The organism is Paraburkholderia kirstenboschensis (assembly GCF_904848585.1).
Classification (GTDB): domain Bacteria; phylum Pseudomonadota; class Gammaproteobacteria; order Burkholderiales; family Burkholderiaceae; genus Paraburkholderia; species Paraburkholderia kirstenboschensis.
Map to the genome: position 1 here is coordinate 1 of NZ_CAJHCR010000043.1, position 12,000 is coordinate 12,000.

The following is a 12,000-nucleotide window of genomic DNA, read 5'->3' on the forward strand; positions in this document are numbered from 1 at the left end:
TCGCTGCGTGGCACGAATTCACCGACCTCACCCAGAATCCGTCGAATGCTCGCTGAGCAATGATGACCTCTGCCACCATTTCGTCTCGCTACCGGCAAGTTGACAAAGCCCCTCGTAAATGTCGAAGAAGAGCCATGGAACCGCGCTAAGCCGTTTGCGGCGCCTCCGAGCCTCTCGTGCCGAACCTGGCGACCGCACAGGTCACCCCGCTGGCGCTGCTACGGCTCGCCGTGATGAGCGGCGCGGCTGGCAATGAGACCGAAGGGCGATGGCAATCGTGAATCCCGGGCGGGTTGGTCACATCGACTGCGATGAATCTGATCGTGCTGACGACGCTGGCATTGCGTTACGGGCGTTTCGAGCGGGACGAGCTCGCTGAGCCCGCCGCCAGCGGCGGCGCAATCGCGGAGCAGTGATTTTCCGTTATGTCCGTGGGAGGCGCGCTGACCGGCGTCTCCGATGCCACCGTCAGTTCGAATCCAGGGCCAACGACGCGAACCGGACGCGACCTCGCGGTACGGTCCGCGTCGGATGACCACGCGGTGCGGGGCACTGGCTGGCGGCACAGATCCGAAGCGGCTGCGCCTCAACCGGCGACGGGCCGCGAAGCATTGAGCGCCTGCCGCTTGCCCAAGAGCGCAAGCACCGCGCCGAGAATCAGCGCACCGGAGACGCAGTAGATGCCGGCGTTGGTGCTGTGGGTGACGTCCTTCAGCCAGCCAATGATCGATGCGCTCGCGAATCCCGCAAGATTGCCGATCGAGTTGATCATGCCGATCGCCGCAGCCGCTGAGCCTCCGGCGAGGATCGAACTGGGATAGGTCCAGAAGACCGGCATGGTGGCTAGCATGCCGGCGGTGCCGACGGTGAGCGCGAGCATCGCAACGGCAACGTTGGTGTTCGCCTGCGTGCTGACGAAGAGCCCAATGCCCGCAAGCGCCGCAGGAATGGCAAAGTGCCAACGACGCTCGCCTGTGCGGTCCGAACTGCGCGCGACGAACAACATGCTGGCAACGGCGCATGCATAAGGAATGGCCGTGAGCAGGCCGACTTCAAGAGCGCTCTGCACGCCGGTCGCCCTGACGAGCGTCGGCAGATAGAAGCTGATGCCATACAGGCCCATCATGCAGCAGAAGTAGATGACCGCCATCTTCCAGATGCGCAGATCCGAGAACACGGTGCTCACGGAGTGGCGGCTCTTCCCTGCATCGTCGCGCTGGATGTTCGCTTCGAGCAGGCGCTTCTCTTCTTCAGTCAGCCATTTGGCCGCCCCGATGCTGTCCGGCAGGCAGATCAACGTGACGACGCCGAGTAGAGCCGACGGAATCGCTTCGAGCACGAACAGCCATTGCCAATTGGACCAGCCGCCCACGCCCTGGAATGCGGACATGATCCAGCCCGACAGCGGCCCGCCGACAACGCCGGCTACCGGAATGCCGATCATGAAAAGCGCGTTCATACGAGAGCGTCGCACGGCTGGGAACCAGTAGGTCAGATACAGCACGATGCCCGGAAAGAAGCCAGCCTCGGCCACACCCAGCAGAAAACGCATGATGTAAAACATAGTGGGCGTCTTCACGAACAGCGACGCCGCCGAAATAACGGCCCATGTAATCATGATCCGCGCGATCCACAACCGAGCGCCGACGCGATGCATGATGATGTTGCTTGGCACTTCAAACAGAAAGTAGCCGATGAAAAAGATGCCCGCACCGAGTCCATATACGGTGTCGCTGAATCCGAGGTCGCTGAGCATTTGGAGCTTCGCGAAGCCGACGTTCACGCGATCGAGATACGCCGCGACGTAGCACAGGAACAGGAAGGGCAGAAGCCGCCATGCGGCTTTCGAATAAGCGCGGTCTTCGAGAGCCGCACGATCGCTCGCGGTTTTCTCAGGACGTCCGTTGTTTGTCATTGTCTCCAGTCTCTCGCTATGGTGGTCAATAAGGTGATTCGGCGTTCACGCGATGGCCTCGTCGACGATCTCGATCCAGTGACGTACCGCGGTCCGGCCCGCACCGCCGAGATGGGTCTGACATCCGATGTTCGCGGTCGCGATGACATCGGGCTTGCCGCTTTCGAGCGCATCGAGCTTGTTGTCGCGAAGCTTGCGCGAAAGCTCGGGCTGCGTGAATGCGTACGTTCCCGCCGATCCGCAGCACAGATGCGCGTCGGGCACGCCCGTGAGGGTGAATCCGAGCCGGGTAAGCAGGCCTTCGATGGACCCGCCGAGCTTTTGCGCATGCTGAAGCGTGCAAGGGCAGTGGAACGCGACGCGCTTGTCCGGTTTGACCGACAGACGTTCGATGGGCAGGCGCGCGAGTGCTTCGCCAATATCGCACGCCAGCTCGCTCACGCGACGGGCCTTCTCCGCATAGGCAGGGTCGTCGCGCAGCAGATGGCTATACTCCTTGACGAACGCGCCGCAGCCGCTCGCGGTTTGAATAATCGCTTCCGCGCCAGTCTCGATCTCCGGCCACCACGCGTCGATATTGCGCCGCGCGCGATCGAGGCCCGCGTTCTGCGCATCGAGGTGATAGTCGACGGCGCCGCAGCAACCCGCCTCCGACACCCCGTCGATGCTGACGCCCAGACGATCGAGCACGCGCGCGGTCGCGGCATTGGTGTTCGGCGAAAGCGAGCGCTGTGCGCAGCCTTCGAGCATCAGCATGCGGCGCGTGTGCCGTACCGGCGGGCGGTTCCCCGCGCTGATGACGTTGCGCGGAATTTTGTCGGCGATGTCCGACGGCAATGCGCCGCGCAGAAGCTGACCCGCTTTGAGCATGGCGCCGAACGTGCGCGGACGCGGAACGATCTTGCGCAGGCCGGTACGCATCACGCGTTGCGCCAGCGGTCGCTCGACCCTCCGATCGAGCATCTCGCGGCCGATATCGAGCAACGAGTGATACTTCACCCCCGACGGACACGTCGTTTCGCAGTTGCGGCAGGTGAGGCAGCGATCGAGATGGAGTTGCGTCTTGTCGCTGACGGGCTCGCCTTCGAGCATCTGCTTGATGAGATAGATGCGTCCGCGCGGGCCATCCAGTTCGTTTCCGAGCAGTTGGTACGTCGGACACGTCGCGTTGCAGAAGCCGCAATGCACACACGTGCGAAGAATGTCCTCTGCTTCTTTCGCGCGCGGGAGTGAGAGAGCCTGATTGCTGAGATTCGTTTGCATGGTGTGAAAGTCTCCGGCGCTCGATGTTCAATAGTCTGCGTACATCCGGCCCGGATTGAAGATGCCGTGCGGATCGAGGCGCGCTTTCAGTTGTCGATGCAGGCGGATCAATGGCGAAGGAATCGGATGGAACGGTTCGACGTCGCTGTGCGGAGTGAAGCAGGTGGCATGACCGCCGGCCGCGCTTGCGATTGCGCGGATGTCGGCTGCGCTCGCATCGCTCTTGAGCCAGCGTTGCGCGCCGGCCCAGTCGAGCAGCACGGCGCCCGGCAGTTCGACGAGCGGCCTCGCGTTAGGCAACGACAGACGCCAAAGCGGGCGGGGATCGTCGAACAACGACAGCCGCTGATCGCGCAGGTCGTCCCAGAAGCGCGCATCGAGTTCCTTTCCGCCGATGCGATCGACGGCGGATCGAACCAGTCCCGTGCCGCCTTCGAGGCGCACGTACAGCGCACCGTCGATGAAGCACGCGCCGCTCAAAGGCAGCGCTGCGCGCCGCCACGCCGACAGGTCCTGCATCGCGTCGCTTGCTTCCATCGCGATAGCGAGACTCGCGGATGCGCGCGGCTTCGGCAGCACCTTCAACGAGACCTCCGTGACGAGTCCAAGACAGCCGAAGCTGCCGCTTATCAGCCGCGAAACATCGAAGCCCGCGACGTTCTTCATCACTTGACCGCCGAAACGCAGATGCTTGCCTTCGCCTGTAATGACCCGGCATCCCAGAACGAAGTCGCGCACGGAGCCGGACCACGGACGGCGTGGTCCGGAGAGACCTGCGGCAACCGCGCCGCCTACCGTCGACTGCCCGCCATAAGTCGGCGGCTCACAGGGCAACATCTGATTGGCGTCGTCCAGTACGGCGTTGAGTTCGGCGAGCGGCGTTCCCGCGCGCGCGGTGATCACGAGTTCGCTCGGATCGTAGCTGACGATGCCGCGGTGCGAACGCGTGTCGATCTCTCGCGAGCCCGGCGCGGCAGGACGGCCCAGAAATGCCTTGCTCGACGCGCCGCGAATGAGCAGCGGCTGTTTCGACGCAATCGCGGTTTGCACTTCTTCGACGAGACGCGCGCTATCGTCGTGGGTGATGGAATCGCGCCGCATCAGAAACGCTCCAGTTCGGGAAAGGGCAGGGCGCCGTGATGGACATGCATCGAGCCGAATTCGGCGCAGCGATGCAGCGTCGGCACGTTCTTGCCGGGATTGAGCAGGCCGGCGGGATCGAATGCCGCCTTGACCGCGTGGAAGAAGGTCAGTTCGTCGGCGTTGAACTGCGCGCACATTTGATTGATCTTCTCGCGCCCGACGCCATGCTCGCCCGTGATACTGCCGCCCACTTCGACACAGAGTTCCAGGATGCGTGCGCCGATGGCTTCGGCGCGTTCGGTTTCGCCGGGCGCGTTGGCATCGAACAGAATCAACGGATGCATGTTGCCGTCGCCCGCATGGAAGACGTTCGCCACGCGCAAACCGTACTCTTGCGACAGCGCCGCGATGCCGCGCAGTACACGCGACAATTCGCGGCGCGGAATCGTCCCGTCCATGCAGTAGTAGTCTGGAGAAATGCGGCCCACAGCCGGGAACGCGTTCTTGCGGCCCGCCCAGAATCGCTGGCGTTCTGCTTCGTTCGCGGCGAGGCGGATATCCGTTGCACCCGCGGCCCGGAGCAGCGTTTCAACGCGCTCGCAGTCTTCCTGCACGTCCGACTCCGCACCATCCACTTCGCACAGCAGGAGCGCTTCGGCATCGACCGGATAGCCTGCGTGGATGAAGTCCTCTGCCGCGCGGATGGCGAGGTTGTCCATCATTTCGAGGCCGCCTGGAATCACGCCCGCGCCGATGATCTGCGCAACGGCATCGCCGGCGCGCTCCACGTCATCGAAACTCGCGAGCAGCACCTTGGCGCTCTGAGGCTTCGCGAGCAGCTTGACCGTGACTTCGACGACCACGCCGAGCATGCCTTCCGATCCGGTGATGAGCGCGAGCAGGTCGAATCCCGGCGAATCGAGCGCTTCGGAGCCGAGCGTCACGCGTTCACCGTCGATCGTCACGATCTCCACTTTTAGGATGTTGTGGACCGTGAGCCCGTATTTGAGGCAGTGGACGCCGCCTGCGTTCTCCGCGACGTTGCCGCCGATCGAGCATGCGATTTGCGACGATGGATCGGGCGCGTAATAAAGACCGTGCGGCGCCGCTGCCTGCGAAATCGCGAGGTTGCGCACGCCGGGTTCTACCCGCGCGACGGACGCTTCCGGGTCGAGCTCGAGAATGCGGTTGAAGCGCGCCATCACGAGCAGAATGCCTTTTTCGAGCGGCAGCGCGCCGCCCGAAAGCCCGGTGCCCGCGCCGCGCGCCACGACCGGAATGCGATTCGCCGACGCATAGGCGAGCAGCGTCTGCACCTCGTCGACAGTACCGGGCAAGGCAACGAGCATCGGCGTAATGCGGTACGCGGACAGTCCGTCGCACTCGAACGGGCGTAGGTCTTCTTTCTCGTGCAAGAGCTGAAGACCGGGCGACAGCGATTGCAGCTCGCGGACGATCTTGGCTTTATCTTGATCGACGAGTGGGCCGTCGATTCGTTCATCGTAAGCGTAGGTCATGCGGTGTCTCCTTGCGGACAGCGTAGTGATCCCTGTCCAAGCGCATATTGACGAAGATTTTTGCGGGTCCGTGACGGTTTGTCGACGCTTTTCCAGCTGGTAATACCAGTTTATCGACGGCGCGCCCGAGCCAGATTCGTCGTCTACGCGCTCTTTTGCGGCTGAGATGGCCGTTTCGTGCCATGAGGCGTGATACGATTGCGGCTGGTAATACCAGTCGGAGGGTCGAGGCGATATGGAAGAGACGAAGCGTAATCTTGCCGATGTCGTGGTCGAACGCATCGAGCGATTGATTGTTGACGGCGTGCTGAAAGAGGGCCAGGCGCTTCCCTCCGAACGTCGTCTCACGGAAAAGCTCGGTGTCTCGCGTACGGCGTTGCGTGAAGGCCTGAAAGTCCTGCGTGAGCGCGGACTGATCGAAACATCGCAGGGAAAGGGATCGATCGTGGCGAACCTAACTGTCGAGCCCGCCCAGACGCCGATGATGCATCTGCTGAGCGCGCAGCCGCGCACGCTGTACGACCTGCTGGAGGTGCGCGAGATGATCGAAGCGGAGTCTGCCCGGCTGGCAGCATTGCGCGGCACCGCAGCCGATCACGTCCTGATCAAGCGCCGCTATGAAGCGATGCTGGCAGCGGATTCCGAAGACACCGATGCCTCAACCCATGCGCGGCTCGATCACGCCTTTCATCTGGCGATTTGCGAGGCGTCGCATAACCCGGTGCTCGTTCATACGCTGTCCTTTCTCAACGACCTGATGTTGAGTTCCGTTTTCGCGTCCGTGAACAACCTCTATCACCGCGAGCCGCATAAACGGGTGATCGACAGGCAACACGCGCGGCTCTACAACGCGGTCACGGGTCAGTTGCCGGAGCAGGCGCGGCGCGCAGCCAGCCAGCACATTCGCAGCGTGCGCGACGGCTTTTCGGAGATCGAGCAGGAAGAGCAGCGACTGGTGCGCTCGACACTGCGGCTCGAAGGATGGTCCTAGTCGACGGCGCCATCGGCAATGCGCCTCAAAGGCTGGCTTGCATCCAGCCTTTGAGGTCAGACTTCCCTGAAGGGGTTCGCTTTAGTGCTTTCGCTGCGTTCTGAACGCATGCAGCAGGGGCTCGGTGTATCCGCTCGGTTGATCTCGCCCATCAACCACCAGGGCCCACGCAGCCTTGAACGCCAGTGACTTGTCGTAAGCGGGCGCCATCGGCTGATAGTTGGGATCGCCCGCGTTCTGCTTGTCCACGACCTCGGCCATGCGCTCGAAGGTTTCGCGCACGAATTCCGGCGTCACGACCCCATGATGCAGCCAGTTCGCAATGTGCTGGCTGGAAATGCGCAGCGTGGCGCGGTCTTCCATGAGACCGACGTTGTGGATATCGGGCACCTTCGAGCAGCCCACGCCCTGGTCGATCCAGCGGACCACGTAACCGAGAATGCCTTGAGCGTTGTTCTCGACCTCGCTGCGAATTTCGTCTTGCGTCCACTCTGCACGCTCGACGACGGGAATCGTCAGCAGACCATCGAGCAGTTCGTCGCGCACGCTGGCGAGATCGGTGGTCTCCAACGCCTTCTGCACGTCCTGCACGTCGACCTGATGATAATGAAGGGCGTGCAGCGTCGCAGCGGTCGGCGAAGGGACCCACGCGGTATTCGCGCCTGCTTTCGGATGAGCGATCTTCTGCTCGAGCATCGCGTGCATGAGGTCGGGCATGGCCCACATACCCTTGCCGATCTGCGCGCGACCGCGCAGGCCGGCGGCAAGACCGGTCAGCACATTGCTGCGCTCATAGGCGGCGATCCACTTGCTCGACTTCATGTCGCCCTTGCGCATCATCGGGCCCGCTTCCATCGACGTATGCATCTCGTCGCCGGTCCGGTCGAGGAAACCCGTGTTGATGAACGCGACGCGTGCAGCGGCTGCGTCGATGCAGGCGGCGAGGTTCACGCTCGTGCGGCGCTCCTCGTCCATGATGCCCATCTTGATGGCATTGCGGGGAAGGCCGAGCAAGTCCTCGATCCGCCCGAACAGCTCGCTCGCGAATGCGACTTCCGCGGGGCCATGCATCTTCGGCTTCACGATATAGATGGAGCCGGTGCGCGAGTTCAGCTTGTGCGTTCGGTCGTGCAAGGCGCAGAGCGTCGTGACGACGCCATCGAGAATGCCTTCGGGGATCTCGCGGCCTTCGACGTCGAGCACCGAAGGGTTCCTCATCAAGTGGCCGACGTTACGGATGAACAGCAGCGCGCGGCCATGCAACGTGACGGGCTTGCCGTCGGCGCCGGTGTATTCGCGGTCGGCGTTCAGGCGACGCGTGAAGGTCTTGCCGCCCTTCGTCACTTCTTCGGTGAGCTTGCCGGTCATCAGGCCGAGCCAGTTGCGATACAACTGCACCTTGTCGTCGGCATCGACGGCCGCAACCGAATCTTCGCAGTCGATGATCGTGCTCACGGCGGCTTCCATGAGCACATCCTTCACATGCGCGGTGTCCGTCTTTCCGATGACGTCGTTCGCGTCGAACTGAATCTCGAAGTGCAGGCCGTGGTGTTTGAGAAGCACGGCGGACGGCGCGTTCGCTTCGCCCACGAAGCCGATGAACGCCGCCCGATCCTTCAGACCCGTAGTACGTCCATTGACCGACACGACCAGCTTTCCGTTCTCGACCGTGTAGCTCGTCGCTTCTGCATGCGAGCCGTCGGCGAGCGGTGCCGCCTGATCCAGAAAGCGGCGCGCGAACGCAATGACGCGTGCGCCGCGCTTCGGGTTGTACTCGGCCGAGCGGGCGGCGCCGTCGGCGTCATCGATCGCGTCGGTGCCATACAGCGCGTCGTAGAGGCTGCCCCAGCGAGCGTTCGCGGCGTTGAGCGCGTAGCGCTGGTTGGACAGCGGCACGACCAGCTGCGGGCCGGCTTGTTCGGCGATTTCCCGATCCACGCCGGTCGTGGTCGCCTGGGACTTCGCCGGCGCCGGCACGATGTAGCCGATGCGCTCGAGGAAGCTGCGATAGGCGTTCAGATCGCGCACGGGGCCCGGATGCTCGCGGTGCCATGTGTCGAGTTCGGCTTGCAGCCGGTCGCGTTCGGCAAGCAGCGCGCGATTCTTTGGCGCGAAGTCGTGAACGATGGCGGCGAATCCGCGCCAGAATTGCTCCACGTCGACACCGGTGCCGGGCAGTGCCTCGGTTTCGATGAAATGGGCGAGCTTCTCAGCGACGCGGAGACGGTCGCGCTGAGTCATTTCCGTCATGTACTGCTCCAAGGTGACTTGCAATTCGAGGCTGGTCGCTGCGAGCGCGTACGCTCGGCAGGGACCTGATGCTCGGGGAGAATGGATGCGCTTTAGACGAGTACTGCCGCGCCGGCCTTAGCGATCTGCGAATCTTCAGCGGGCTTCATTCCGGAGACGCCGATGGCACCGACCACGTGACCGTCTGCAATCAGGGGAACGCCGCCTTCGAGTGCGGTGACGATCGGTGCGGTGGTAAAGGCGGTGCGTCCGCCGTTGACCATGTCTTCGTAAGCCTTCGATTCACGGCGCCCCACGGCTGCCGTGCGGGCCTTGCCGATCGAGATGTCGGCGCCGATCGGCGCGCACCCATCCAGACGCAACATGCCGAGCAAATGGCCTCCGTCGTCGACCACTGCGATCGCGACAGGCCAGTTCTGCTTGTTTGCCTCGGCCTGTGCAGCGGAAAGCACGCGGGTCACGTCGTCGATGGAAATCACAGGTTTCGTTTGCATAAGGAATCTCTCTTTAGATAACTACGACAGCCGCGCGTCGGGTTCTCCGTGTACAGAACCCGACGCACGAAAAAACACTCGGACCACGCAACGAAAGGCCTAAGCACGCGGTCAATGCGGCAGCGTGGGAATCATCCAGCTCAGCACGTGCTGCTGCAGGAAGACCAGCACGCCGAGCAGAAGGGTGAGAAACACGCTATGCCAGAACGTGCGGGCGAATACGAGGCCTTCCTTGCCCTTGAGTTCGGTCGTCGACACACCGGTCGCGATGTTCTGCGGCGAGATCATCTTTCCCATCACGCCGCCCGACGAATTGGTTGCTGCCATCAGCACCGGATCGAGACCGGCTTGACGGGCCGCCACGACCTGCAGATTGCCGAAGAGCGCATTTCCCGATGTATCGCTGCCCGACAGAAACACCGCGATCCATCCGAGCGATGCCGAGACGAGCGGGAACAGTGCTCCCGTCGACGCGACGCCCATGCCGAGCGTGTAGCTCATGCCCGAGTAGTTCAGCAGGTAGGCGAGGCCCACGATCATCATGACTGTGAGAATGGCGATGCGCGTCTGACGCCACGTCTTGACGACGCACTCGAAGAAGGCGCCGACACCGGTACGCGTCCACGCAGCCGTGATCAGCGCAGCAATCAAAATGGCCGTGCCCGTTCCCAGCGGCTGGAAGTCCCACACTGCGGCGTAAGGCTTGTTATACAGCGTCACGAAAACAGCGTTATGCAAACCGGGCCACTGCACCTTGACATCGCCAATGGACGCAATGTCGGCATGGACCCAAAAGATCACGACGACCGACACCACGATCCAGGGCAGCCAGCCGCCATAACCGACGGTCGCGCCCGGCTTTTCCGCGCCCCCGCTGCGCACGACTGCGAACTCCGGGTCCGGTTCAGGCCGCCACACTTTCAGGAAGCCGATCGTGACCACGAGCGACGTAAGGGACGAAAGCACGTCCGTCAGCTGGTAACCAAGGAAGTTCGACGTGACGAACTGAGCGGCCGCGAAGCTTCCGCCCGACGCAAGAAGGGCCGGCCAGAGTTTGCGGATGGAGCGAAACCCGCCGTAGACACCGACAACGTAGAACGGCAGCAGCAACGCGAAGAAGGGGAGCTGTCTGCCGACCATCGCTGCGAGCGTCGGCGCCGGAAGCGACGAGACCGCGCCCAGCACGGTAATCGGCACACCGAGCGCCCCGAACGCGACAGGGGCGGTGTTGAAGATCAGCGTATAGGTGAGAGCCTCCAGCGCCGGAAAGCCCAACCCGACGAGAAGCGCGCTCGTGATCGCGATAGGCGTGCCGAAGCCGGAAATCCCTTCCAGCAGGCAGCCGAACGAAAAGGCGACGACGAGCAGCACGAGACGTCGGTCGTTAGGCAAATGATCCAGCATCCACTGCCGAAATTGATCGAAGCGCCCGGATTTCACCGCGATGTTATAGAGGAGAAGCGCGTTGACCACGATCCACATCACGGGAACAAGGGCGAGCGCCATGCCTGCAGCGACCGAATCGAACGCGATGGAAACGGGCATCTTCCATATGCCTATCGCAATTGCGAGCCCGGCGATCAAGCCGGCCAGCGAAGCCTGCCATGCTGGACGGCGCAGCAGACCGAGCATCACGAGCGCCACGGCGATCGGCACGGCAGCGACGAGGAATGAAAGCAGGAGGGAGTCCCCGACTGGCGTGAGCGGCTGAGAAAAGACTGGAGCTAGAGGTGCGGCTACAGCAGATGTCATTGTGTCTCCTTTGCGGACCCTGGTTTCGCGAACCGGGTCTCGATCTATGTTCGCTAGGGCGGTCGCTGTTTCCAACGCATGCGGCTCAGCGCATGCGAAGCGAGGCATCGAACGCCTGAACGCCGGGAATTCTTGCAGCAACTCACTGCGACTGTCCATCTCGCATAGGCTGGTAATACCAGTTTTTTTAACGGCCGAGATGCTCTTGAGGAGAAGAGACCACGTCGCGCGGCTCGAAACGTCGTGCCGCGGAACGAAGCACGCGGGCTACGTCGTGGTCATACCAGTGACGCTTGTGCGCTGTGCGGACAGATCTTGATAGCCGTTTGTTACAAAAGTGAGGCTACCGAGCGGCAGGAAACGGAAGGGTTGAATCCGAGCCCCCCAGCGAATCCAGGGTGACCGTCGCGACATCGCTGAGTCAAACGGCCGCGCCGTTGCTCCAATACACGAAGATCACCGCAAGCTTGTCGGGTGCCGTGACTTGGGCGATCGCGTTGACGGCAAGCTGTCCGGCGCGACGCCCCCGTCTAGATGCTCAAGAATTTTGGCAGTACGTCGTTAAGAACCGACAGACGCAACGACATCGCCGAGGACCCCTTGAAACTGACTTTTAGCCAGAAACGGCGTTGTCACGTTACCGTGGCGGTCGCGTAAGATGTCGCGATGAAAAAGACGAACTCGCTCTATCACGGTCACCGCTTTCCCGCCGCAGTCATCAGCTGCGCGGTGCGT

Annotated in this window: 8 protein-coding genes and 2 pseudogenes; 3 read left to right on the forward strand and 7 right to left on the reverse strand. The window is 62.7% G+C overall.

What is annotated here, in order from left to right:
* Positions 1-111: 111 nt before the first annotated feature.
* Positions 112-416, forward strand: a pseudogene (locus JMY24_RS37390) (hypothetical protein); the annotation flags it as partial.
* A 170-nt stretch (positions 417-586) separates the two neighbouring features.
* On the opposite strand, the gene JMY24_RS37395 reads toward JMY24_RS37390, so the two are convergent.
* The 4 genes from JMY24_RS37395 to glcD are packed head-to-tail and all read right to left on the reverse strand — an operon-like array spanning position 587 to position 5,778.
* A complete protein-coding gene (locus JMY24_RS37395) occupies positions 587-1,915 on the reverse strand; it encodes an MFS transporter (RefSeq protein WP_128597844.1) in 1,329 nt (442 codons plus the stop codon).
* A 45-nt stretch (positions 1,916-1,960) separates the two neighbouring features.
* Complete coding sequence (glcF, locus tag JMY24_RS37400; protein ID WP_128597843.1) at positions 1,961-3,178, reverse strand: glycolate oxidase subunit GlcF; 1,218 nt, start codon at positions 3,176-3,178, stop codon at positions 1,961-1,963.
* 27 nt (positions 3,179-3,205) lie between these two features.
* A complete protein-coding gene (gene glcE, locus JMY24_RS37405; RefSeq protein WP_128597842.1) occupies positions 3,206-4,279 on the reverse strand; it encodes a glycolate oxidase subunit GlcE in 1,074 nt (357 codons plus the stop codon).
* On the reverse strand, positions 4,279-5,778 hold the full coding sequence (gene glcD, locus JMY24_RS37410) for a glycolate oxidase subunit GlcD (protein WP_128597841.1): 1,500 nt from the start codon (positions 5,776-5,778) through the stop codon (positions 4,279-4,281). The genes glcE and glcD overlap by 1 nt, the downstream gene beginning before the upstream one ends.
* A gap of 235 nt (positions 5,779-6,013) precedes the next feature.
* Between glcD and glcC the strand changes: the two genes are divergently transcribed.
* Positions 6,014-6,769 carry a transcriptional regulator GlcC gene (gene glcC, locus JMY24_RS37415; RefSeq protein WP_128597840.1) on the forward strand — a complete coding sequence of 252 codons (756 nt, stop codon included), beginning with the start codon at positions 6,014-6,016 and terminating at the stop codon, positions 6,767-6,769.
* An 81-nt stretch (positions 6,770-6,850) separates the two neighbouring features.
* Here the strand turns inward: glcC and JMY24_RS37420 are convergent, their stop codons facing one another.
* The 3 genes from JMY24_RS37420 to JMY24_RS37430 all read right to left on the reverse strand — a co-directional run bounded on the left by JMY24_RS37420 (position 6,851) and on the right by JMY24_RS37430 (position 11,265).
* The gene (locus JMY24_RS37420; protein ID WP_128597839.1) at positions 6,851-9,019 is read right to left on the reverse strand and encodes a malate synthase G; all 2,169 of its coding nucleotides are present in this window, start codon (positions 9,017-9,019) and stop codon (positions 6,851-6,853) included.
* Positions 9,020-9,111: 92 nt separating this feature from the next.
* Complete coding sequence (locus JMY24_RS37425; protein ID WP_128597838.1) at positions 9,112-9,513, reverse strand: heme-binding protein; 402 nt, start codon at positions 9,511-9,513, stop codon at positions 9,112-9,114.
* Positions 9,514-9,624: 111 nt separating this feature from the next.
* Positions 9,625-11,265 carry an L-lactate permease gene (locus JMY24_RS37430; protein ID WP_128597837.1) on the reverse strand — a complete coding sequence of 547 codons (1,641 nt, stop codon included), beginning with the start codon at positions 11,263-11,265 and terminating at the stop codon, positions 9,625-9,627.
* 666 nt (positions 11,266-11,931) lie between these two features.
* Here JMY24_RS37430 and JMY24_RS39920 point away from each other — a divergent pair.
* Positions 11,932-12,000: pseudogene (locus tag JMY24_RS39920) on the forward strand (IS6 family transposase); the annotation flags it as partial.

Bases quoted from the DNA above. Each gene is read 5' to 3' on its own strand.
- JMY24_RS37420 (WP_128597839.1), bottom strand. From the start codon at position 9,019: ATGACGGAAATGACTCAGCGCGACCGTCTCCGCGTCGCTGAGAAGCTC.
- JMY24_RS37430 (WP_128597837.1), bottom strand. From the start codon at position 11,265: ATGACATCTGCTGTAGCCGCACCTCTAGCTCCAGTCTTTTCTCAGCCG.
- glcE (WP_128597842.1), bottom strand. From the start codon at position 4,279: ATGCGGCGCGATTCCATCACCCACGACGATAGCGCGCGTCTCGTCGAA.
- JMY24_RS37425 (WP_128597838.1), bottom strand. From the start codon at position 9,513: ATGCAAACGAAACCTGTGATTTCCATCGACGACGTGACCCGCGTGCTT.
- JMY24_RS37395 (WP_128597844.1), bottom strand. From the start codon at position 1,915: ATGACAAACAACGGACGTCCTGAGAAAACCGCGAGCGATCGTGCGGCT.
- glcD (WP_128597841.1), bottom strand. From the start codon at position 5,778: ATGACCTACGCTTACGATGAACGAATCGACGGCCCACTCGTCGATCAA.
- glcC (WP_128597840.1), top strand. From the start codon at position 6,014: ATGGAAGAGACGAAGCGTAATCTTGCCGATGTCGTGGTCGAACGCATC.
- glcF (WP_128597843.1), bottom strand. From the start codon at position 3,178: ATGCAAACGAATCTCAGCAATCAGGCTCTCTCACTCCCGCGCGCGAAA.